The sequence below is a fragment of the Candidatus Aminicenantes bacterium genome (assembly GCA_026393855.1).
Classification (GTDB): Bacteria; Acidobacteriota; Aminicenantia; order Aminicenantales; family UBA4085; genus UBA4085.
This window is the reverse complement of the sequence record JAPKZJ010000075.1, coordinates 29,721-52,708: the sequence shown is the minus strand read 5'-3', so window position 1 is coordinate 52,708 and position 22,988 is coordinate 29,721. Positions and strand designations below refer to the sequence as shown.

The 22,988-nt window shown below is 63.6% G+C and carries 21 protein-coding genes; 13 read left to right on the top strand and 8 right to left on the bottom strand.

The features are described from left to right. Positions 1-288 precede the first annotated feature (288 nt). Positions 289-618 (top strand): hypothetical protein, encoded by a 330-nt coding sequence (locus NTZ26_09325; protein ID MCX6560705.1) that lies wholly within the window; start codon positions 289-291, stop codon positions 616-618. A 36-nt stretch (positions 619-654) separates the two neighbouring features. Here the strand turns inward: NTZ26_09325 and NTZ26_09320 are convergent, their stop codons facing one another. Together NTZ26_09320 and NTZ26_09315 are read right to left on the bottom strand one after the other, a co-directional pair. Continuing rightward, the gene (locus NTZ26_09320; protein MCX6560704.1) at positions 655-993 is read right to left on the bottom strand and encodes a type II toxin-antitoxin system PemK/MazF family toxin; all 339 of its coding nucleotides are present in this window, start codon (positions 991-993) and stop codon (positions 655-657) included. After that, the gene (locus tag NTZ26_09315; protein ID MCX6560703.1) at positions 978-1,220 is read right to left on the bottom strand and encodes a ribbon-helix-helix domain-containing protein; all 243 of its coding nucleotides are present in this window, start codon (positions 1,218-1,220) and stop codon (positions 978-980) included. The genes NTZ26_09320 and NTZ26_09315 overlap by 16 nt, the downstream gene beginning before the upstream one ends. Before the next feature lie 215 nt (positions 1,221-1,435). On the opposite strand from NTZ26_09315, the gene NTZ26_09310 reads away from it, so the two are divergent. Beyond that, positions 1,436-2,428 (top strand): thioredoxin family protein, encoded by a 993-nt coding sequence (locus NTZ26_09310; protein ID MCX6560702.1) that lies wholly within the window; start codon positions 1,436-1,438, stop codon positions 2,426-2,428. Between the two features lie 16 nt (positions 2,429-2,444). Further along, on the top strand, positions 2,445-3,692 hold the full coding sequence (locus tag NTZ26_09305; GenBank protein MCX6560701.1) for a methyltransferase: 1,248 nt from the start codon (positions 2,445-2,447) through the stop codon (positions 3,690-3,692). Positions 3,693-3,709: 17 nt separating this feature from the next. On the opposite strand, the gene NTZ26_09300 is transcribed toward NTZ26_09305, so the two are convergent. Together NTZ26_09300 and NTZ26_09295 are read right to left on the bottom strand one after the other, a co-directional pair. Continuing rightward, entirely contained in the window at positions 3,710-4,381 is a 672-nt protein-coding gene (locus NTZ26_09300) for a hypothetical protein (protein ID MCX6560700.1), read from the bottom strand. Between the two features lie 3 nt (positions 4,382-4,384). Beyond that, on the bottom strand, positions 4,385-5,041 hold the full coding sequence (locus NTZ26_09295) for an IPT/TIG domain-containing protein (protein ID MCX6560699.1): 657 nt from the start codon (positions 5,039-5,041) through the stop codon (positions 4,385-4,387). 164 nt (positions 5,042-5,205) lie between these two features. Between NTZ26_09295 and NTZ26_09290 the strand changes: the two genes are divergently transcribed. From NTZ26_09290 to NTZ26_09270, 5 genes are all read left to right on the top strand, one after another. After that, a complete protein-coding gene (locus NTZ26_09290; GenBank protein ID MCX6560698.1) occupies positions 5,206-6,192 on the top strand; it encodes an ABC transporter ATP-binding protein in 987 nt (328 codons plus the stop codon). Next, entirely contained in the window at positions 6,189-7,355 is a 1,167-nt protein-coding gene (locus tag NTZ26_09285; GenBank protein MCX6560697.1) for an ABC transporter permease, read from the top strand. The genes NTZ26_09290 and NTZ26_09285 overlap by 4 nt, the downstream gene beginning before the upstream one ends. A gap of 1 nt (position 7,356) precedes the next feature. Further along, positions 7,357-10,974 (top strand): malectin domain-containing carbohydrate-binding protein, encoded by a 3,618-nt coding sequence (locus tag NTZ26_09280; GenBank protein MCX6560696.1) that lies wholly within the window; start codon positions 7,357-7,359, stop codon positions 10,972-10,974. Continuing rightward, positions 10,971-11,984: a hypothetical protein gene (locus NTZ26_09275; GenBank protein MCX6560695.1), complete on the top strand. Its 1,014-nt coding sequence runs from the start codon at positions 10,971-10,973 to the stop codon at positions 11,982-11,984. Before NTZ26_09280 ends, NTZ26_09275 begins: the two co-directional genes overlap by 4 nt. Positions 11,985-12,354: 370 nt before the next feature. Next, the gene (locus NTZ26_09270; protein ID MCX6560694.1) at positions 12,355-13,380 is read left to right on the top strand and encodes a hypothetical protein; all 1,026 of its coding nucleotides are present in this window, start codon (positions 12,355-12,357) and stop codon (positions 13,378-13,380) included. A gap of 18 nt (positions 13,381-13,398) precedes the next feature. On the opposite strand, the gene NTZ26_09265 is transcribed toward NTZ26_09270, so the two are convergent. The 3 genes from NTZ26_09265 to NTZ26_09255 all read right to left on the bottom strand — a co-directional run bounded on the left by NTZ26_09265 (position 13,399) and on the right by NTZ26_09255 (position 17,009). Further along, positions 13,399-13,884: a peptidylprolyl isomerase gene (locus NTZ26_09265; GenBank protein MCX6560693.1), complete on the bottom strand. Its 486-nt coding sequence runs from the start codon at positions 13,882-13,884 to the stop codon at positions 13,399-13,401. A gap of 76 nt (positions 13,885-13,960) precedes the next feature. Next, positions 13,961-15,079 (bottom strand): hypothetical protein, encoded by a 1,119-nt coding sequence (locus tag NTZ26_09260; protein MCX6560692.1) that lies wholly within the window; start codon positions 15,077-15,079, stop codon positions 13,961-13,963. Positions 15,080-15,503: 424 nt separating this feature from the next. Further along, entirely contained in the window at positions 15,504-17,009 is a 1,506-nt protein-coding gene (locus tag NTZ26_09255; GenBank protein MCX6560691.1) for a S8 family serine peptidase, read from the bottom strand. Positions 17,010-17,138: 129 nt separating this feature from the next. Between NTZ26_09255 and NTZ26_09250 the strand changes: the two genes are divergently transcribed. Together NTZ26_09250 and NTZ26_09245 are read left to right on the top strand one after the other, a co-directional pair. Further along, positions 17,139-17,678 (top strand): hypothetical protein, encoded by a 540-nt coding sequence (locus NTZ26_09250; GenBank protein ID MCX6560690.1) that lies wholly within the window; start codon positions 17,139-17,141, stop codon positions 17,676-17,678. Positions 17,679-17,700: 22 nt separating this feature from the next. Further along, positions 17,701-18,144 carry a nuclear transport factor 2 family protein gene (locus NTZ26_09245; GenBank protein ID MCX6560689.1) on the top strand — a complete coding sequence of 148 codons (444 nt, stop codon included), beginning with the start codon at positions 17,701-17,703 and terminating at the stop codon, positions 18,142-18,144. A gap of 22 nt (positions 18,145-18,166) precedes the next feature. Here the strand turns inward: NTZ26_09245 and NTZ26_09240 are convergent, their stop codons facing one another. Continuing rightward, positions 18,167-19,249 (bottom strand): ketoacyl-ACP synthase III, encoded by a 1,083-nt coding sequence (locus tag NTZ26_09240; GenBank protein MCX6560688.1) that lies wholly within the window; start codon positions 19,247-19,249, stop codon positions 18,167-18,169. Between the two features lie 287 nt (positions 19,250-19,536). Between NTZ26_09240 and NTZ26_09235 the strand changes: the two genes are divergently transcribed. The 3 genes from NTZ26_09235 to NTZ26_09225 all read left to right on the top strand — a co-directional run bounded on the left by NTZ26_09235 (position 19,537) and on the right by NTZ26_09225 (position 22,889). Beyond that, positions 19,537-19,902 (top strand): cupin domain-containing protein, encoded by a 366-nt coding sequence (locus NTZ26_09235; protein MCX6560687.1) that lies wholly within the window; start codon positions 19,537-19,539, stop codon positions 19,900-19,902. Between the two features lie 34 nt (positions 19,903-19,936). After that, positions 19,937-20,791 carry an MBL fold metallo-hydrolase gene (locus NTZ26_09230; protein ID MCX6560686.1) on the top strand — a complete coding sequence of 285 codons (855 nt, stop codon included), beginning with the start codon at positions 19,937-19,939 and terminating at the stop codon, positions 20,789-20,791. A gap of 76 nt (positions 20,792-20,867) precedes the next feature. Further along, entirely contained in the window at positions 20,868-22,889 is a 2,022-nt protein-coding gene (locus NTZ26_09225; protein MCX6560685.1) for a peptidase M6, read from the top strand. Positions 22,890-22,988: the final 99 nt, after the last annotated feature.

Below are 22,988 nucleotides of genomic sequence, written 5' to 3'. Positions count from 1 at the left end.
TCTAAGGGAACCCATTCGGCCAACGAGATTTTCCCGGTTTTTTTCGCAGGTCTACAAATCCATACGGGAGGGATGACGATGAAACGCAAGATGATGGTTTGGATGCTGGCAGCGTTTTTGGCGGGAGGAACGGCCCTGGCCGGCGGTCAGTCCTGGCCCGCGGCGGCCGCGGCCGGTAAGGCAGAGCCGGGATTTGTTCTTTTGGACAGGGTCCTCGTTCTTTTCCAGAATCTGGCCAGAACAGGCTCTGGCGGTCGAGAGGCCGTGGCCAAGGGATTGGAAGACATCATGAGCGAAGCCGTCCAGGCCAAGGCCAAGGCGCAGATCGATCCCGCGTTCTTCTTCCGGTTCAATCGGCTCTTGATGATCATGAGATTGAACTTTTTGGCAGATTCTAAAGGCATATTAAAGGACGCCGTCAATCGGCTCACAACAGATTTCGTGGAAGATGTGACCGGCGCGCGTCCGGTTTTTGATAAAGCGGGCGAGGTCGGCTTGGGCGCTATGACCGGTGCGTTGGCCGAAGAAATCGTCAACTTGAGGCTTCATATCGAGAATCGGGACCGGAAGGCCAAGCTTCTCGATGAATGGATGAACAGCTTCCCCATCGGTAAATAGAGACGCTTGGGAGGACCGTTTTCGTGCCTCTCCCGTTTACCGGCCGATGATTTCGTCTAGGCCGGCAACGACCTGGTCCAAGACCTCGGGCTCGACTACGGCCAGGCGGCCGCCGATCCGGTCGGAGGAGAGCGTCCGGACCTGGCTGATCTTGACCCATGACGGCTTCGGCAGGAGCCCGTCCTTTAAGCGGAGCGTCAGGGGAAAGCCCGCCCGTTGTTCTCGGCTGGTGATCGCGACCGCGATGACCGTGCCCGAATGATCGTTGAAAACATCCTGGCTTAGGATCAGCACGGGACGGGCGCCGCCTTGTTCATGCCCGCGGACCGGATTTAGATCGGCCCAGCGGATCTCTCCCCTCAATATTCGGGCCATGCCTTGAAGTCCTCCGACAAGCCTTCCTCGGCCGCCGCCCGCTCTTCGTGCGGATCGAGCTTACGGCACTCGCGCTGCAGCCGGCGCTTGCCGAACTTTTCCAGACTTTCTTCGACGGCCCGTTGAATGGCCCGGCTGCGGTTGGGGAATACTTTTTCCAGCACTAAGCGATCCACCTCATGGAGGACTCCCGCCTCGATCGTGATGGCGATTTTGCGGCTCGGCATTTCGGCTCCTGGTATGACAATATATCATACCTAGCCGAAAAAACGCAAAACAGGGCAAAAAGCAAAGCTTTGGATGTCGGTCATCCGCCGTCCAATTATAATAGACGGACCAGGGGCATCGAGATTCTCATTCGGCGGATGGTTGGGGTGGCGCGGTTCTCGCCGGATAGAAATTCTGATATCATCAACGGGTCGAATCGGTCAGGAGAAAGACGATGAAGAAAATAATCGCCGCCTTCGTGATCATGCTGTTTACAGCCGCCCTTTCGGCGTCGGCCTTCGGCCAAGTCGCCTCGATTCCCGCCACTAAGACGGGTGCGGCGCAACAAGCCGCGCCCCAAGCCGCCCCCATAGCGCCCGAGGGACCGATCTATGACGAGAAGGCCGACGCCAAGGCCGATATCGCCGCCGCCCTGGCCCGCGCGGCCAAGGAAAACCGCCGGGTTCTGATCCAATGGGGAGGCAATTGGTGCGGCTGGTGCCGCCTGCTCCACAAGCTGTTCAACGAAAACCAGGCTATTGCCAAGGTGCTTCTCTACGAATACGACGTCGTGATGGTCGATATCGGCAACTTCAACAAGAACCTGGACGTGGCCGACCGGTACAACAAAGCCTATACCGAAGGCTTCAAGAGCGCCGGCGTTCCTTATTTGACCGTCCTCGACGGCGCCGGCAACGTGGTCGCCAACCAGGACACGAACAGCCTCGAAGCGGGCCAGGGGCACGATCCCAAAAAGGTCGTCGATTTTCTGGTCAAGAACAAGGCCGCCTACCTCGACGCCTCCGTCCTCCTGGCCAAGGGACTGGCCGAGGCCAAGGCCTCGGGCCGCCGCGTCTTCATGCACTTCGGCGCCCCCTGGTGCGGCTGGTGCAAGAAGCTCGAAGCCTGGATGGCCCAGCCCGAAATCGCCGCCCTGCTCAAGAAGGATTTTGTCGACCTCAAGATCGACCAGGACCGGACCAACGGCGGCCTGGTCATGAAGAGAGACTACCCCGGCGCCGAGAAGTCGGGCATCCCCTGGTTCGCCGCCCTGGACCTGGACGGGAAAGTCGTCGCCACGAGCACCGACTCCGGCGCCAACACGGGCTTCCCGGCCAACGCGGGCGAGATCGCGGCTTTCGGCGGGTTCCTGGAAAAGAGCGCCAAGCGTCTAACCGCGGCCGATATCCAAACCCTGCTGGCCTCGCTGACGGCGGCCGGCAAGTGACCCCGGAGCCGAGGCCATGACCCGCCGCGAACGAGTCCTCGCCGCGATCGACCACCGCGAGGCCGACCGCGTCCCCATGGACTTGGCGGCTATGCGCTCGACGGGGATCACGGCCGCGGCCTACGGCAAGCTCAAGCGCCACCTGGGAATCGAAGCGGGACACACGGACGTCTATGACGTCGTCCAGCAATTGGCCCAGCCCGAACAGGCCGTCCTCGATTACTGGGATGCCGACGTCGTCGACCTGGGCCGCGTCTTCCTGACCGAAGACGCCGACTGGAAGCCGTTCACGCTGCCCGACGGCCAGTCCGCCCGTATCCCTTCGTTCATGCCGGTCGCGCCGGACGGCGAGGGCGGCTGGCTGGCCAAAGCGGCGGATGGGCTGACGATCGGGGCCATGCCGCGCGGTGCGTACTACCTAAGCCAAAAGCGTTTCCCCCTGCGCGACTGGGACGGCGCCGACCTCTCCGTCCTTGACCGCTTGCCGGAGCTCATGGACCAGGTCACCTGGTCGGCCCTGCCCTGCGCTCCCTACCACGCGCCTCTGACGCCGGCCCACCTGGCCGAGATCACCCGGGGGGCCCGCGTTCTGCGCGAGACGACGGACTATGCCGTCATGATCGCTTTCGGGGGAAATCTCCTCGAATGGGGCCAGTATCTATGCTCCATGGACCAGTTCCTGGTCGACCTGATCGAGAGCCCGGCCAAGGCGGAGGCGCTTCTCGACGCGCTGACCGAGATGCACCTGGCCAACTTGGACAAGATCCTGCCGGCCGTCGACGGCCTGGTCGACATCATCCAGATGGGCGACGACTTCGGCACCCAGAACGCCCTCCAGATCTCGCCTCGCCTCTACCGCCGGGTCTTCAAGCCGCGCCAGAAGATCCTCTACGACAAGATCCGGCGCGAGTCCGGCCTGCGGCTGTTCCTTCACTCCTGCGGCTCGATCGTCGACATCCTACCCGACCTGATCGAGATCGGCGTCGAGATCGTGAACCCGGTCCAGACGAGCGCCCGCGGCATGGATCCGGCGGGGCTCAAGCGCGAGTTCGGCCGCGACCTCGTCTTCTGGGGCGGCGGCTGCGATACCCAACGCGTCCTGTCCGAAGGGACGCCGGACGAAATCCGGGATCACGTTGAAGAGCGAATCCAGATTTTATCGCCGGGCGGCGGCTTCGTCTTCAATCAGATCCACAACATCATGCCGCACGTGCCACCCGCCAACATCGCGGCCATGGTCGGGGCCGCGCGCGACTTTCGCTGAGCTGAGCGAGCGGCCGCTCAGCGAACTTGAAAGTTCAAATCCTTGCTGATCTTGTCGGCCCCGTCCATCAGGTAGACCTTGTGCCAGCCGGGTGCCATGGCGGGGATGCGGGCCCTGATCCGGATCCCGCTCCGACCTTCGTCGGTCCAGCTCACGATCTCCATGTCCTGGCCGTCCATTTTTAAGGCTTTCGAGCCGCGAGCCGCGCCCGCGTCGTAGCATCGAACGCCGGTCTCTCCTCCGGGTGCGCTCGAACCCTCGTAACCCTCCACCCAGAAGACTAAAAACTTGGCTTTGAATTGATTGGACAGGATCTTGCCCGCCCCATCATCCAGGGTGAACGTGTACTCGTGATACCAGGCGATAAATGGAAAGACGGGAGGCTCGAAGCTGATGCGGCTGTCCGTCCAAGCCAAAACACTATTGCCCACGGCCGGAATACCGTCTATCAGGACGCGCCGGGCGCCCTGGGCGTTTCCGAAGCCCTTGCCTCCTAGATCGATCAACGGGACGGGCATGACGTGGATGCTGGATGTCGCGGACATGATGGTGGGCGGAAAGGCCGGCAGCTTTTTGAGCTCGACCTGCGGTTTGGCCTGGACCGGCGGATTCTGGGACAAACCGGCGGCTAAGGCCGTCATGGCCAGCAGCGGCCCGGCGATCAGAATGATGGCGAGTTTCTTTTTCATGTTTCAGAGCACCGTAAAGGACAGGTCCTTGGAGGCTTTGACCCCCCCATCCATGAAGAAGATTCTGTGGGGGCCGGCGGCAATGGCCGGAACCCTGGTCCGGATCTGGGTCGCGCTTGGCGAGCCGGTCCAGCCCAAGATCGGAAGGGCGACATTGTCCATCATCAGGACTTTCCCTCCCAGATTCGGCCCCGGTCCCCAGCCATTGAGCGTGATCTCGGTCCCGGGAGCCGCGCTTCCAGGCGACGCGCCGTCCCAATCGATTAGGAACTTGACCTTGAATTGGTTGGACAGGATATTTCCTGCCCCGTCGTCGATGGCGAAGGTGTACTCGTGGGTCCACTTGATGACCGGGGTGATCGGCGGACCGATCGTGATTCCGGTATTGGTCCAGTGCAGATAGTTCGTGGCCGGGACGCCGTCCATCATGACGCGCCGGCTGCCCCGGGCGGCGCCAAAGGCCAGGCCGCTGAGATCGATTTCCGGAATCGGGCTCCCGTCATGGGTACATTTCACCGACGAAATGCGGGGGGCAAGAACGGGAATTTTGACTGTATCGATCTTCTGGGGAACCTGCGGTTTCGGGTTTTGGCCGACGGCCATGGCCGAAAGGGCCAGAAACAAGGCGGCGAAGAAAAAGACCGAGACTCTAGTTTTCATGTGGGTACTCCTCCCTTGCCTCTATTCTTGTGCTAAAAAAGCTTCGCTGTCAAATCGCCGCCCGGGGTATCGAGCGGGTTTATTCTCCGGGCGCCGGAAAGCGGATATAATGCCCCCGTCGGACCCGCTGCGGCTTTGCATCCGCGGGGACCGGGGAAGCTAAAGTGCCAAAAGAACCCAGCTCCGCGACGGCTGTTCAGGCCGCATCCGCGCCCACCCGCCGGATGGCCGTCGAGACGTCCGGGCTGACCAAGCGCTTCGGGGACATCCTGGCCGTGGCCGGGCTGAAGCTCCAAATCTTCGAGGGCGAAGTCTTCGGGCTGCTTGGTCCCAACGGGGCCGGTAAGAGCACCACGATCAACCTGATCTGCGGTCTTCTGGCGGCCGACGGCGGAGTCGTCCGGATTTTCGGCCAGGCCGTCCGTCCCGGGTCCGACGTCGTCCGCAGCCGGGTTGGGATCTGTCCCCAGGAGATCGTCGTCTGGCCCAAGCTCACCTGCCTAGAGCAGCTGGAATTCTCCGGCCGCATGTACGGGATGCCGCGCGCCGCCGCCCGGGCCCGCGGGGCCGCCCTCCTCAATGACCTCGGACTCGCCGAAAAGAGCGGCCGATTGGCCGGCACCCTGTCCGGCGGGATGAAGAGGCGCCTCAATCTGGCTCTGGCCCTCGTCCATGATCCCTCCGTGGTCATCCTGGACGAGCCCGAGGCCGGCCTCGACCCTCAGAGCCGGGTCATGGTCCGCGAGTACATCCGGGCCATGGCCGCCCGCAAGACCGTGCTCTTCACCACCCACAACATGGATGAAGCCGAACGGGTTTGCGACCGGGTGGCCGTCATCGACCACGGCCGCCTGCTGGCGCTCGACACGCCCGAGCGGATGAAGAAGACGATCGGCGCGGGCGGCGTTCTGGAGATCATGCTGGCCGGGCCGGTGGCGCCGGGGCTTGTGGCCGAGCTCGAAGTCCTGGGCATGAGCGCCGTGGCGGCCGACCGGACACTTGTCGTCCGGGGCGCGGACGTCGTCGCCTGCCTGCCGGTCGTCCTGGACCGGCTGCGGTCCTCCGGCCAGGCCGCCGGCGAGGTTCGTCTCCGGGAGAATAGCCTGGAGGATGTCTTCATCGCCCTGACCGGGCGGAGGCTTCGCGAATGAGGCTCCTGGCATACTTCGGCAAGACCGTTCGCGAACAAGTCCGCGACTTGGCGTCGCTGTCCATGGTCCTGGTCCTCTGTCCGTTCTTCGTCTTTCTCTACTGGCTGATCGCGGGCGGCGGCTCGACTTCTTATAAGGTTCTGGTCCTCAACCGGGACGGCGGAGTGGTCCTCGCGGGCGGAGAGCCGGTCAAGGAAGGGGATCGGGTCGTGGAGGCCTTGCGCGGGCTGAAATACCCGAGCGGCGATCCGATGCTTCGCGTCCGGCCGGTCGCGGACCGGGCCGCGGCCGACGCCGACCTGCGCAACCGATACGCGGCGGCCCTTCTCATCCTGCCGGAAGATTTCAGCCGCATGCTCCACGCCCCGCCGGCCGAGCGGTCCCGGTTCGCCCCGGTCGTCCTGTCCGGCGACGCGGGCAACGTCGCTTATGCCGTGGCCTCCGTCTTCGTCTTCACCGCCCTCGACGCGGCCGTCCGGGCGGCGGGCGGGGCCGAGCCCCCCTTCCCTTGGCGGGAGGAGTTCGTCTCCGGCGCCGCCCCTCGCACCGAGTTCGAAGCCTACGTTCCGGGACTCCTCATCCTATCCATCCTCCTGCTGCTCTTCACCACGGCCCTGCCGCTCATCCGGGAGCGGGAGGAGCGGACGCTGCGGCGCCTGCGTGTCTCGCGCCTGACTGTCTTCGACCTGCTGGGGGGCGTCAGCCTGGCCCAGATCGTGATCGGAGCCGCCTCGATCGCCCTGACCTTCGCCGTCGCCGCGCTGCTCGGATTCCGGAGCGGGGGATCGTTCCTCGCCGCGGGCCTGGTTGCGCTGATGTGCGTCGGCTCGGTCGTCGCGGTCGGCCTCCTCACCGCCTGCTTCTGCAAGAACGCCACGGCCGTGCTGACCATCGGCACCCTGCCTTTCTTCCTGCTGATGTGGTTCTCCGGGGCGGCCATGCCTCTCAATCGGCTGACCCTGTTCGTCGTCGGCGCTCGGCCGATCGCCCTCAACGATTTTCTGCCTCCGACCCACGCCGTGATCGCCCTGAACAAGATTCTTTCGTTTGGGGCTTCGCTCGGCGACGTCGCCTATGAGCTTGCGATGCTGGCCGGGCTGACCGTCGTCTACTTCGCGGCCGCCGTCTGGATCTATCGCCGCACCCAATGGCGCAAGGAATAGCATGAACGCACGCCGCATTCTCGTCGAAGCCCTTCTGGCCGCGGCCCTAGTCCTGGCCGTCCGCCCGGCCCCGGCCCGGGCTCAGGAAACGCTGCCCATCGCCGACATCGGCTGGCGGCTCTGGCTGGACCGGGACGCCGCCTGGAAGGACGACGCGATCTTCCTGCCGGCCGATGCCGATCTGAAGAGCCTGCCCCTCAACATTCCGACCGGCGGCTGGAGCGGCCTGCACCGTTCGGCCGGCATCCCGGTGACGCTGCCTTCGACCGTCGAAGAGCATTACTGGGGCGAAGCCGGCCGGCGCCCGTACAGGGACGAGTATTGGTTCGAGCGGACGGATGGAGACGTTCTGAACGGCGCCTATCGCGGCGTGTCCTGGTGGTGGAAGGAGATCGCCGTGCCGCCCCGGTTCGCCGGCAAGAGCGTCCGGCTGCACGTGCGGGGGGCCCGGCTGCGGGCCGAGGTCTTTCTCAACGGCCAATTGGTCGGCTACGACATCCTCGGCGAGACCGCCTTCGACTGCGATGTCAGCGAGGCGATCCTGCCCGGGCAGAAAAACTTGTTAGCCGTCCGGATCACCAATCCCGGCGGCCGGCTGGATTGGGCCGACACGAAGCTCCTCCAGTGGGGAACTGTCTCGTTCTACGCCGGGCACGGCTTCGGAGGTCTCGATCGCGGGCTCGCACTGAGCGCCCATGATCCGGTTTCCATCGAGGATGTCTGGGCCTTGAACACCCCCCAGGTCCGCCGCATCCGGGCCGCCGCCCGGGTTCGCAACGCCTCGCCCTCGCCCGTCCAAGGCGATCTGGTCTTTGAGATCATCGATCCTGCCAGGGACGGGGCCGCGCTTGCTTCACGCGCGAAGCGTGTGGCGATGCCGGCCGGCGGCACGGTGGATGTATCGGAAACGCTGGAGGCCGTGACGGCCGAGCTCTGGAACCTGGATTCGCCCAAGCTGTATGTCTTGCGGGCCCGGATTTCGTGTCCGGCCGCGGCGGGCGACGCGCCTTCCGCCCCCGCCGCGTCGACTCCGGAGTCCTGGCGCGACGCGGCCGAGACGAAATTCGGCTTCCGCTGGTTCGAAGCCGACGGCGTCGGCACGAACGCCGTTTTGCGGCTCAACGGGCGCCGCATCCGGCCGGTCTCGGCCATCTCCTGGGGCTATTGGGGCTTCAACGGCCTGTGGCCCTCGCCCGAGCTGGCCGAGCGCGAGGTCTGGTCGGCCAAGACGCTCGGTCTGACCATGCTCCACTTCCACCGCGCCATCGGCAAGGCCGAGGTCTTCGACGCCCAGGACCGCCTGGGCCTGCTGCGGATCATGGAGCCCGGAGGCGGTCAGTCCGCCCTGGGCGAGACGTTCCCGCTCTACGCCAAATCGCCCGCAGGCCGGCTCGACCTCTCGGGTGCGCGGGGCGATGCGGCGAGCTTCGCCGAACGCTACATGGAGGAGAAGGTCCTCCGGATGGTCCGCCAAAACCGCAGCCGGCCCTCGCTGGCGCTCTACCAATTGCAAAACGAGATCCACCCCGACCTGCGCAATCCGCGCGCGGCCCGGCTCCTGCGCCGTGTCCACGCCGAAGACCCCAGCCGGATCGTTTTGCTCAAGTCGGGCGTTCCGGCCGTGAACCAGGCCTGGATGAAGCCCTATGAAGAGAGCATCTTGGCCGACGGCGGCGACGGCGTCTCCGGCTGGCGCGATGAACATACGGTGGGCGGGCCGGGCGTCTGGACGGACGCGCTCTATAAGGGCCCCGATGATTTTACCCACCGCTCGACCGTCGACAAGGAGATCGTGGCCTGGGGCGAGATGCTGGGTGTCGGCGTCCCGGACAACCACGCCGGCATGGTCCGCGAAATCAAGCGTCGGGCCGGGTCGAGCTACGACCTGGAGGACCACGAGCAAGTCCTGGCGGCCTATGAAAAGTTCCTGACCCGCTGGGATTTCCGGGACGCTTTCCCGACGGCCGAGAAGCTCTTCCTGGCCCTCGGTGATAAAAGCTACGATTTCTGGGGCCGGGTCATCGAGACGGCCCGCTTGTCGGAATCCAACGATCTGCTGGTCGTCAGCGGCTGGGAGTCGACGGCCATGGAGCAGCACTCCGGCCTGGTCGACAACCTGCGGCGGTTCAAGGGGAATCCTCAGCTCATGGCCCGGCGGATGGCTCCGCTGCGTCCTGTGCTTAAGCCGCGGGCGGCCGTCTTCCCGCTCGGCGGCCGGGCCGTCGTGGACGCCTATCTCCTGAACGAGACGGGGACTGCGGCCGGATCCCGGATGACGATCTGGCTCGAGGACCCGCATTATGCCCGGACCGAGCTGGGGATTTTCGAGATTCCGCCGTTTCACAAAGACCGCTTCGTCTACCCGGTCAAGGCCGGTATCGAAACGCCGGTCCTGGAGTTCGAAGGGGTCTACCGCGTCTTCGCGGTCGTCGAGGGGATGCCTGAAATCTCCTGGAGCGAAGAGATCCCTGTCGTCGATCCGGCGGGCCGGTCCGCGCCCATGCCGCGGACCGCGGCCGTGATCGCTGCCGGCCCCAAGGTCACGGCCGCCCTGCAAGCGAAGTTCCCGGGGGTGGCTTTTGAGGCTTACAACCCGGCCCGCGAATATGATCTCTATATCGCCGGCGAGCGGCTGTTGTACGGCTGGACCTCGCCCGATATCGACCCGGCCATGGAGATCGAAGGCACCGACGACGACGAGCTCTACAGGTCCGAGAGCTGGGGCGATGCTGAGAACCTCGAATTCGTCTTCGACGGCCTGCCCAAAGGCCCGGCCCGGGTCACCCTGCGGTTCGCCGAAGTCACTTTGAGCGGGCCGGGCAAGCGTGTCTTTGACGTGGCCGTCAACGGCCAGACGGTGCTCAAGGATTTCGACGTCTCCGCCGCTGCGGGGGGCATCCGGAAAGCGGTCGACCGCGTCTTCGACGTCGAGGCCGCCGATGGGATCGTCCGGATCACCGTGCCCCGCCGAACCGTCAACTACGCCAAGTTCAGCGCCATTAAAATTGAAGCGGGCAGCAAGACGATCGCCGTCAACTGCGGCGGTCGGCCGTACCTGGACAAAGCCGGGCTCCTCTGGGGCGCCTATGCCCGGCCGACGGCTCTGGATGAGGCCGTGCTGGCGCGGGTCCGGCGCGGAGCCTCGCTCCTCGTCCTGCCGGAGGGGCAGGAGGCCGTGGAGGCCTATGCCCGACGCCTGGCCGAGGCCGGGGCGTTCCAGTTCCGGGCCGCAGTGGGCGAGTCGCGGGCGCCTTGGATGGGTTCCTGGTGTTTCAGCCGCAAGCATCCGGTTCTGGACGGATTGCCGGCCGACCAGGCCATGAAAAGCGATTATCAAATTCCCGTGGACGGGACTTCCGGCGTCATCGTCGAGGGACGGGACGTCGACGTCTTCATCGGCTACGGCCGCGATCACGATCGCAACGTGGGGGCGGCCGGTTTCGCGGCCCGGCTGGGCCAAGGCCGGGTCCTGTTCTTCGGCCTGCCGATTCTGGCCGGGCTTAAGGGGACCGGGGACGGCCTGCAGCCCGTCATGGCGGCCCGGCTCATCTCGAACGCCTTGAAGTTTTTAGCGCCGCGGACCCTGACGGCCGCGTCGCCGAAAAAAAACGGGCCATGACCGGCCGCGACATCGTCCGCGGGATCATTGCCGGCCGGCCCGTCGACCGCTGCGGCTTCTGGCTGGGCAACCCGCATCCCGAGACTTGGCCGATCCTGCACCGCTACTTCGGCACGGGGGGCGAGGAGGAGCTGCGGCGCAAGCTGGGTGACGATTTCCGCTGGATCACGCCGCAATACCGCGCCTCCGGATACCGCGATCCGCGCGGGCGCGGGCTGTTCGACGCCTCGGAGTTCAAGCGGTTCCACGGCGAGGCGGGACCCTTGGCGGGAGCGGAGACCGAGGCCGATGTCGCCGCCTTTGAGTGGCCCGACCCCGAATACCTGAACTTCGACGAATGCCTGGCCGAGCTCGAGGCGACCGGCTCCTACTACCGGGCCAGCGGCTTCTGGGCCCCCTTCTTCCACAACGTCATGGACCTGCTCGGCATGGAGGCTTATTTCATCAAGATGCAGACCCACCCCGAGGTTGTCCACGCGGTCACGGCCCGGGTCTGCGAATTCTATCTGGAAGCCAACCGCCGGTTCTTCGCCCGGGCCGGAGGCCTCATGGACGGATATTTTTTCGGCAACGACTTCGGAACCCAGATCGATTGCCTGATCAGCCCCCGCCACTTCGACGAGTTCATCCTGCCCTGGTTCCGGCGCCTGACGGACCAGGCCCACGCGGCCGGCCATCAGGTCATCCTCCACTCCTGCGGCTCGATCTACCGGGTCATCCCCAGGCTTATCGAGGCCGGTGTCGAATGCCTGCACCCGCTCCAGGCGAGGGCGGGACGGATGGAGGCCGAGCGGCTGGCCGCGGAGTTCGGTGGAAAAATCGCTTTTTTGGGCGGTGTGGATACTCAGGAATTGCTGGTCAACGGCACGCCGGAGGCGATCCGAGCCGAAGTCAGGCGTCTGCGCGGGCTCTTCGGGCCGCGCTGGATCTGCAGCCCCAGCCACGAGGCCATCCTGCCCAACATCCCGCCTCGCAACGTGGCCGCCATGGCCGAGGCGGCCCTGGCCTAATCTTCTAACGGTGCATCCCCAAATATTGAACGGCGTTTAATGGATTGGGCCGTGTCTCGGCCGGAGGGGTTTGATTCCACCTAGGTTGGCAATCGAGAGAATCCAACTCCCCATTAATTTAGCAAATGTGTACGATGATAGGTATTTCGATCGTATATACGATCGAAGTGCTTAAAAATCCCGCCCGGGCAGGGAGGAATGTCGTGTTTAAAGGGGGGGCGACATGAAACCGCAAACGATTTTCTTGGCTTTGGTTGTTTTATCAACATGTTTTTGCGGCGGGAAGCGAGAGGCGGTCGATAAAATCGTTGAAAACGGCATCGAAATCGTTACGAATCATCAGCTGCCCAACCTCCCGGAGAGAGGGACTTTGAATCTTTCTCTCCAGGAGATCTTTCGGATCGATACCGAAGACGACGCCGTGGCCGCCTCGGGCCTGACGGATATCTATCGCTTCGACGCGGATGCCGACGGGCGCATTTATATTCTCGCTCCCCCCGATCGGCAAGGAAACCTCGTCCGCCGGTTTTCCGCCGAGGGCAAATTCATCGGCTCCTTCGGCCGCGTCGGACAAGGTCCCGGCGAGTCGGAATACCCCAACGATCTCCGGGCCGCTTCCGGTGGGAGGATATGGATCCTAGAATCGCCCAAAAATAAAGTCCACGCTTTCACTCCGGAGGGCAAGTTCGCCGAGGATATAAGTCCGTTCGGCTTCGAGACAATCCTGCCTCTCGCCAGCGGAGGGTGTCTGGCTACCCGGTTGGATGCCGGGAACCCCCAAGCCAAATATTTCGCGCTCAGCCTCGGCCTGTATGACTCGAATTTCAAGCTCGTGAAGGAACTGGATCGCTTCGAGAAGGCGCCCAATTCCCGAGTCCTCGAGAAAATCCCTGAAAAGTACATCAACGGAATCAAATGGATATTCCTGGGGCAGGCGTCGAGCGACCGGATTTATGTCGGCAACTCCGAGCGAGGCTACGAGATTCTCGTTTTCGATTTCGGAGGCAGGTTGATCCGAAAGATCCGGAAAGAGTTCGCCCCCGTTCCGGTCTCCGACGAATATCGGCTAAAATTTCTCAAACCGTATGAAGAGGGCATGCCGGCCTACGCGAAAAAGGTGTATTTCCCAGACTCTTGGCATCCCTTCCAAGCCTTCTTCCCCGATGATCATGGCCGGCTTTGGGTCATGACTTATGAACTCGGTGCTAGCCCCAACGAATTCATTTTTGACGTTTTTGATCAGACCGGGGTCTTTGTCGCCCGGCGGAGCCTGAATGTTCGCGCCGAGGGAGTGGGCATGGTCCAAGCCCTCATCAGGGGCGATCGCTTGTATTTAGTCCAAGAAAAGCCCGGCGGTTTCAAACAGCTCCAAGTCTTGCGTATGATTTGGAACTGAGGCTCGGACCGTTCGGCCTCACTCTTCCGTGACGGTCACCTTGGTCATGACGTCGCCCGTCCGGACGGCGTCGACGACGTCCTTCCCCTTGACCACCTTGCCGAAGACGGTGTGCTTGCCGTTGAGGTGGGGCTGGGGGCAGTGGGTGATGAAGAACTGGCTGCCGTTGGTGCCCGGGCCGGCGTTGGCCATCGAGATGACTCCGGCCTCGTGCTTGAGGGGATTGCCGGTGAACTCGTCCGCGAACTGGTAGCCGGGGCCGCTGCGGCCGGTGCCGGTCGGGTCGCCGCCCTGGATCATGAAGTCGGGGATGACGCGATGGAATTTGACGCCGTCGTAGAAGCCTTCTCGGGCCAGGAAGACGAAATTGTTGACGGTCTTGGGGGCGTACTGGGGCGCGAGCTCCAGCTCGATTTTGCCGCGGACGGTCTCGATCGTGATTGTGTAGCGTTTCTTCGGGTCGATGGTCAGGGCCGGCGCCGCGGCCCATTGTTTGGCTGCCATGGATGGGGACTCCTGTTTGAATTATCGGCCCGTCCAAGATACCAGAATCGGCGGGTTTTGCCTATCGGCGCCCGCTTCAGCGCAGCGTCCATTCGAAGCGGTTCCGCGTCAGGACCACTTTCCCGGAGGCGTATCGCTCCAGCGTGTAGAGACGGTCGCCGGACCAAATCTGGGGCATCCGGCTCAGGGGGATGCGGGCCGTGTAGATACCCTTCTCGTCAAAGACATCGTACCAATAACCGACCCCGCCCGGGGCCCGCTCCCAGGTCATGACATAGATCCGGCCTTGTTCGTCGACCGTGAATTTTTGATAGGCCGAATGGGCTTCCGGAAAATGGATACGCACATAGGGAGCCTTGGCGTATTCCCTCTGGTAAGCCTCTTTCTCGGCTTCGCTGATCGGGACGGCGTGATGCTCTTTGCGGATGATACGGACGGTCACACCCTCGGGGTCGAAGACCTGGATCTCATATCTTTGAGGATTGCCATAGACGACTCCGCCCCGGGCGTCGATCGTCCACCACAGAATCGGAAGATAGGCGTAGAGAGCGTTGCCGACGCTTTGCGGCTCCCAGGACTGGCCGTAGGTCTTAATCTCCTTGAGGCCGTCGTCATAGAGGCGGACATAATAAAGCACGTTCGGCCGGACGTAACGGTAATGATGGAGCAGGATGCGGCCTCGGCCGTCGACACTCAGGCGGAAGATGTTGCGGCCAGCCAGCGAAGTCTCTCGCACCGGGCGTCCGTCCCTGGAGTAGAAGACGAGCTTCCGGTGCCCCCCGCTCTCGACGGCCAGCTCCCCGCCGGAGGAGATCCCGGCGATATGCGGGCGCTCCAGTCCGCCTTGCTCCGGGCCGGACGTCGGAAACGAGCCCAGGAGCGCGCCCTCGCCCGAAAAGACCTTGATCAGGGCCGCTTCTTCGTCGCACAGAAAGATCGTCCCATCTGCGTCCACGGCGAAGCTGTCGATGGTCTCGAAGGAGTCGTCCCCCTCCGTCCGGCCGCTCAAGGCGAACTCCTCCGTCAGGCTCAAAGAGGCTTTCCCGTGCGTCGGCCGGGACGGATTCTTGACGACTTGGAGGCCCGATTCTGTGACCGTCGTCGGCTGGTCCGTTCGCGACTTGGAGCAGGCCGGGCCGAAAGCCGCGCCGGCCAGGATAAACAGCCCGAGAATCCAATATTTAATATGTGACACGGCCGTCCTGTCCTCTCATTTATTAAACGATGCAGCACCTTGTCTCATCACTTCTAGAGGAACGTATTTTTGTGCGGCTCCCATCGCCGGGGCCTGGCGTCACAGTGATCGGCCCGGCGGCGCGGGTTTTTCACGCCTTTTTCACGCTACTCGCCTCGCCACTTGCAGCCGAAGGCGCAGACCTGCTCCCTCCTTGAAGGAGGGGCCGGGGTGGTGATATCAATAAAATCAAAAGTGTTGAGCGCCTTCGGAATTTAAAAACATCCCTCGGCGCCTGCAAAGCCAGGTTCCCTCGAAGAGGTTCGCGAAAAAGACTAAACCCGCGCGGTTTCGCCGTTGGCCGATCAATGTTCCGCCTGACCATCCCCCGGCGATGGGAAATGATTCAAATTATTCGGGCCTCTTCTCCCGGGCCGACCTAATTTCAGCGTTTTCCAGAGAGCAGCTCGCTGATGATCCGTAGCGAGCCGAAGGCGTCGACGAGCCCGTGGCCGACGACGTCGTCCGGCTCGGTCAAGCCGAGAACATCCAGCCGGGCCGCTTCGGTCAGGCTCCGCTCGACCAGGCGGGCGTATCCGCCGGGCGTTTTCAGGAGGTCCGGCGATGGCGGAGCTGCGCTCCGCAGGAGCGCCGCGACACCCGCCGCCAGGGGGGCCGACAGCGATGTCCCGGCCACCGCCATGTCCTGCAGGTCTTTCATATAGACCGGGACGATCACGTAGACGTCCTCCGAGGGGGTGGCGACGTCGATCTCTTCGTGCGGGACCGTGATCGGCCAAGGCCGGATCAAGGCGCCCTCCCGGGCCACGCCGCCCGCGAGGATGACTTCTTTACCGATGGCCTTGAACTGCTGATCCTCCAGGCGCACACCGAACTGGACCCGGGAGATGTTTCCCGCCGAGGTGCAGAGGGGGACGTTCTCGCGATAGGCGTACCGGACCGCCTCGACCAAGATCCGCTCGGTCGCGGGCAAGGGCGCGCTCAGCGAGATAACCTGGGCTCCGTGGTGGACGGCGTAATAGATGCCGGCCGCGATGGACTCGTAGATCCAGTAATCGTAGGCCGGATCGTTCATCGTGTCCCCGTCATGGGCCCGGACGGGCATGATCCGGCAGTCCGGCGCCACGGCCAGGACCGCCGAGGAACAGCCCGTGCCGTGCATGCCCCAGTCGATCATCGGGGGATTCTCGCCGGACCAGGGCGGTGTGGTCCGCGGCAGAAAGTTGAAGCCGGGGACGGTCCTGTCCTTGAACAGCGAATTGAAGGGATCGATGCCCGAATCGATGACCGCGACCACGACTCCGGCGCCCTTGCTCTGGGGCCAGCAGGGACGGACGTTGAGAGCGTCGATGGCCCACTGGGAAGTGTATTCCGGCTTAATCGCGTTGCTGAACCAGCGGTCCTTAGGGATGTCGGGGCGGTCACTCCGGGCCTCGCATCCGAGGCTCTGAAGGACCAACCCGAGTCGGGACTTGCCGCGGTTGTGGGGGAGCGCCATCTCGAAGTCGAATAGGCGGTTTTTGCGAAAAAGCGAGCCGACGAAGCGGGCCGCATAGTCCCGGGCCAGCTCCGTGAAGGCGCGGCGGAAGGCCGCCATCGATTCCGCGTCTCCGCGGGCGGCCCATTGCAGGTAGCGGGGCTCGTCTTTCTGATAAGCGAAAACCATCAACCGCTCGAACAGAAAGGGGATTTCCGTCGAGGCCTTCGACAGCCTGGACAGATCGTTGGGATCGAGCTGGGGCTTCATGGGATGGCGCTCGAGGATCCCGCCCAGGGTCTCGAAGAAGGCCTGCTTGGCGTCGGCGAAAATCGAATCCAGTCCCGACCGGGCGTCGGGACGCGACTGGGCTCCGACGGGAAGGCACAGGCTTCCGAGAATTGCGGTGGCCCATAGAGCCCGTCGCACACGCGTCCTTTCCGATTTCGGCATCGTCCACCTCCCGGCTACGAGAATCTCCGGCGGCCGGCGCCGGAAGCGTACGATACCGCGTCTGGGCATGGATTGCCAGGCCGGGCCCGGGGGCAGGCGCGGCTTGGGGATTTTTGATAAACTAGATTCATGAACAAGAAAATGATGCGCGTGATCGGCTGGGCCGCCCTCTTGGCCCTGGCGGCTTCCCCGGCCTTTGCCCAGGCCCCTGCCCCCGTACCCCCGAATTGGACTCCGCTGAAGTTTTTGGTCGGGACCTGGGAGGGGCTGGGATCCGGGGCGCCCGGGGAAGGCCGCGGCGGCTGCACGTTTGCCTTCGAGCTGAATGAGAACATTCTGGTTCGCAAGAATTGGGCCGAATATGCACCCAAGCCGGGCGAGGCCAAAGGCGTCTCCCATCAGGATCTAATGATCCTCTATGGCGAGGCGGGCGAGCCGGGCTTGAAGGCCGACTATTTCGACATGGAAAGCCATGTCATCCATTACGTCCTACTGCCGCCGACGGGACCCGGCCGGGCCGTCTTCGAGTCTGCGCCGGGGACCAAGGGACCGCGTTTCCGCCTGAGCTACGAACTCGCCGCCGACGGTAAAGTGCTGAACATCTTCTCCATGGCTATGCCCGGACAGGATTTCAAGGAGTACACGCGGGGCTGGCTGATCAAGAAATAGCCGGGGGCTCGGGAGGACGATCATGAACGAGACGGAAAAACACGCGCTGGAAGCGACGATTCAGGGCCTGGTGGACCTGGAGACCAGGGCCTGGGACACGCAGGACGCGGAGCTGTTGGTTTCCCTCTTCCATCCGGACATGGTCTGGCCCTGGCCTCCGGACAACCTGGCCCACGACCCCGTCGCCTGGGTCTTCCCCCAAGGGCGCTTCCAGCGGGAGCGCTGGCGAGAAGGCTGGCAGAAGCTTTTCGATGACTACCGGCTGGTGCATAACCGCCGCGTCACCCGCCGCATTCAGCTCTCCGTGGAAGGCGACGGCGCCTTGGCCGTGGTCGATGTGGACACCCTCTGGCGGCACAAGACGAGCGGTGAGGATTTCCATTGGTATGGGCGGGCCTGTAAAGGCTACACCCTCATGCCCGAGGGCTGGAAGCTCGTCTACCACACCGGGCTTTTGAAATATTGACCAGCCGGCGGCCCCGTCCGATTCAGGGCAGGCGATACGCCACGACGTTGATGTTCATGCCCGCGCCGACCGAGGCGAAGAGGATGTCCGAGCCGTCGGGCAGGGTATGATCCTCCAGCCGGCCCTTGATCAGCAGATCCAGCAGCGTCGGCAGGGTGGCTACGGAGCTGTTCCCCAGCCAGGAGATCGTCATGGGCATGATGTCTGTCGGGACTTCGGCGATGCCGGCCAGTTTGAAGGCGCGCTTCAGGATTGCCTCGTCCATCTTCTCGTTGGCTTGGTGAATCAACACCTTGCGGATGTCGCCGAGCGCCAGGCCGGCCCGGTCCAGGCACTCCCGGATGACGATCGGCACGGTCTTCAGGGCGTATTCGTAGAGCTTGTGGCCGTCCATCTTGAGGTAGATCCGCTCGTCGCCCGGCTCGGGATGGTAGGAGCGCTGCATCGAAAGCAGATAGGCGTGGTCGATGGTATCTGACCGGACGGCATGGGCCAGGATGCCGACGGGCTTTTCGCCCGCGACGGCTTCCAGGATCGTCGCTCCGGCTCCGTCGGCGTAGATCATCGAATCCCGGTCATGGGCGTCGGAGACGCGCGACAGGGTCTCCGTGCCGATGACCATGGCCCGCCGGCAGTCGCCGGACCGCAGATAATAATCGGCCTGAATTACTCCTTGCAGCCAGCCCGGACAGCCGAAGGCCAGGTCGTAGGCGACGGTGCGGGGGTTGGCGATGCCCAGGCGGTGCTTGACGCGCGCGGCCAGGGTGGGCACGAAATCGGAGCGGGGGTTGTCGGATCGGACATCCCCGAAATCATGGGCCACAATGATATAGTCCAGGCTTTCGCGGTCGATCCCCGAGCCGGCCAGGGCGCCCTCGGCGGCCAGGGCGGCGATGTCGGAGGCGAACTGGTCGTCGTTTACGTAGCGGCGCTCGGCGATCCCGGTGATCTCCTCCAGCTTGCGGATCGTCTCCTCGTTGGACTTGGTCAGCCGGTTCCCGGAGGCGTCGTAGAACTGATGATTGAGGAAATCCGAGTTGGCCACTCGGCGCTCCGGGATGTAGCTGCCAGTTCCCACGATGATCGAGTGAAGTTTGTCGCTCACGATATCCGGCCTCCGTGAATTTCCAAATATATCATACGCATTCGAGGACTGGACGCAACATCGAATCACGGCCCGCGGGGGGCCGGCCCTTGGGGCGAACTCCCGGGCTTTCCTTAAGCGATAGAAAAAGAATAAAATACGAAATCCCCGGGATCCCGGCATTTCAATTTGCGGCCCTGGCGTCGTTATACATGGCGAGAGGCCCAAGAACGGTCTGGTCGAAAGCCATCCCCGGAAACCCAGGGGCGATCGGAAACCGGACCGACGGTCCTTGAGGAGGTCCATCAATGGAATCCGTCAACCTGGCTCAGAAGCTAGCGCTTTTTACGAAACAATGGCATCCGCACGTGATCGCGGAGGGCGACAGCCTGCAGGTGTACCTGTCGAAAATCCAAGGCGAATTCGTCATGCACAGGCACGATAACGGCGACGAGTTTTTTTACGTCGTCAAAGGCGATATGGAGATGTGTTTCGAAAGCCGTACCGTCATGGTCCGGCAAGGTGAGGTCATTTTGGTGCCGCGGGGAGTCGCGCATTGTCCGAAAACCGACCCTCGTGAAGAAGTGCATGTCTTGGTGATCGAACCTCTCGGCACGACCCATACCGGCCAAATCCACGATGAGAGAACCGTCAAGGAGTTTCCGAGGCTCTGATCAAGAGCGGCGGTTAAAGCATGAGGAGACTATCATGAAACGATGGATCATACAGGCGTGCCGTTGCGTGGTTATCCTCGGGCTCGCCGCGATGGCCGCCGGAAATCCGGCCGGTTCTTGCAGCGGCTCAAGGCTGGCGGCTCCGCTCCAGCTGACTTATCTCGCCAACGAGGGCGTTCTGTTGTCCTGCGGCGGGACCAAGGTCCTGATCGACGCCGTCCTCGACAAACCCCATCCGGATTACCGGGCGCCCGCTCCCGACATCCTCGCCAAGATGATGAAGGGAGAGGCGCCTTTTGACGGCGTGGACTTGCTGCTCGTCACACACAACCACCCCGACCATTTCGAGGCCCCTTTGGCCGCTAAGTTCATGGTTGCCTCCGCGAAAACCGTGTGCGTGGCGCCCGCGGATGCCGTGGCCGAGCTGAGGAAGGCCGCGGAGTGGGCAAAGATCGAGTCTCGCGTCGTCTCGCTCGACCTCAAGGTCGGGGAGAAAACATCCAGGGATATCGGCGGGATTCCCGTCAAAGCCTTACGCACCTTGCACAGCGGCGACCGGGAAGCGCCGATGAATCTCGTGTTATTTATCGATCTTGGCGGCTGGCGCATCTTTCATGAGGGGGACTCGCCGGAGAAAATCGAGGCCATCCGGGCCTTCGGGCTGGGGAGCAAGCCGGTTGACCTGGCCTTGGTCCATTTCTGGTTCCCCCTCGAGCCGAACGCGGCGAAGTTCCTGCAGGAGGAGCTTGCGCCGGATCATATCGCCCTGATGCATCTGCCCATCCGCCTGGAGAGCGATGCGCCCGGCAAGATCGACCAGGTCCGTAAGTACTACAAGGATATCTTCCTGCTTTTACCGGGGATGCCGGCTAAAGAATTCAGAAAATAGCGCCGGCTACAGGCGTCTGGCCATGACGCCCGAATTCGGTATAGAATCCGGACATCGCTCGAGGAGCGACCGGATCATGCCAAGAAAAGCCGCTTTATTCGCCTCTCTCGTCGTCCCGGCTCTGTTGTTGTTCGCCGCGCTGCCCGGTGATCCGCCGGCGTCGCAAGGCCGCCTCCGCCCGCCCATCGACCCGCAGCGCGTCCAGGACCAGGACGACATGACCTGGGCCGACTATCGCCCCATCCCCGGCCGGGAATGGGCCGACCCTTCGCTCAAGCCCGGGCGCGGGTTCAAGCTGGCCGTCGTGGCCATCGACTTTCCCGACCAGCCTTTCGTCATCACCCTGCCCAAGGGCTCGGACCCGTTCGGCAACCCCCAGCTCGACCCCATCGCCCGCGCGGACGTGGCCCGCTTCTATGCCGACTTCTTCGTCAAGCCCGGCGAGGCCAACCACGGCCAGACGATCAACGGCTACTGGATGGAGCAGTCGCGCGGCCAGTTCGGCATCACCGAGGTCGAGGCCTTCGGTCCCTACCGCATGCCCAAACCGATCTGGCATTACGGACTGAACGAGTTCAATCAGAACGCCTCGACCCCCGACGGCAGCAAGCCCGAGGGACGCATGGAGCGCGACTGCGACGAGATCTGGACGGCCGCAGTCGGCCGGGACCTCCGCAAGGATTACGACGCCGTCCTGCGCATGTACGCCGGCTACGACGAGACGGGCGTCTGGCAGGAATTCGGCGAGATGAAGTTCAATTCCAAAGAGGACATCCCGCCCGAGTGGGGCAATCCCAACCCCGCGATGCCCCGTTGGATTTCCACCCGCTATGTCGAGTGGACGAGCTGGCTGGCCGGATCGCGGCAGTGGGGACTGTCCTCGATGCGGCAGGGCGAGAACTCCGGCACCATCACCCACGAGCTGGGGCATTTCGCCTTCAACCTGCCCGATCTCAACAACAATCCCTACGTGAAACCCTACCGGCGCGTCGCGGCGGGGCCCTGGGACATGATGGACCGGGGCAGCTTCAACGGGCCGGGCGGCCCGCACCGCCGCTGGGTGGTGCCGCCCATCCAGGGCGCAGCCATGCCGGCGGGACTCATGGTCCGCAACCGCCTCGAGAACAAGTTCATCACCGAGGACGCTTTCCTGCGCTTGAGCCGCGAAGGCTTGGCCAAATCCGGCCTGGCCGTCGCCGAGGTCACGGCCCGCGCGGTGGAGCCGCTTCCCGGGACGTTCACCGGGATCATGGTCCGGATGGACGGCGCGCTGCCGGTCGACCGCACTCCCGCCGACGACTCGGCTTTGAACCCTCTTTCTCCAGGGACGCCGAACTACGCTTATTACACGATGGAGGTTGTGCAGCGGATCGGATACGACTCGTTCACTCCTGACAACGGCGTCCTGATCGCCAAGAACAAGGACGGCCTGCGCGGCGGAAACGGCGGGCCCAACGGTTTTAACAGCTACATCTGGGTCATCGACGCCCACCCCGAGGACATCAACAAGGTCGACTACATCAAGCCGAATGGGCAAAAGGTGATGCGGACGGTCGCCGACTACCGCCAGCTCAACGACGCCCTGTTCCACGCCGGCCTCGGCTCGGGCAGCGCCTGCGAGTGGATCGATGAGCCGAACCGGCTGCATTTCTTTGTTGTGGATCTGCGTCGGGACAAGGACGGGCTTCTCGTCTATACCCTGGCCGTCCGGTCCTTGGATGGCGCGGGCCCGCAGAAGCGCGGCGTCGCCCTGACGACACCCAAGGCTGTGGCCGTTAAGGGGGTCGAAGCCTCCTTCGACTTCGACCTGATCAACGTGGGTGCGGCCGCCGGAACCGACCCCGCCCTTCATCCCATGGACGCACGCGCCTATCTCGGAGCCGACCTCTATCGGCTTTCCGCGTCGGTGGAGGGGGAGGGTTGGACGGTGGAGCTTCTCAACGCTTTGGCGGCTGTCGATTTCGGGGCGTCCAAGCGCCTCACGGCCGGCGTCGCGGCCGGCGAAGGCGCCGCCAAAACGGCGACCGTGACGATTCGGGCCGTCTCCGAGAGCGATCCGACGAAGATCGCCTCCGCTTCGATCAAGGTGACGCGTTGACCGTTTGGGGAATCAATATTTTTTAGTAGAATAAACGGAAGCATCGAGACCAGCGTAATATTTGGCGATGGGCGCTGTTCCCGGAAAGGCGCAAATTTT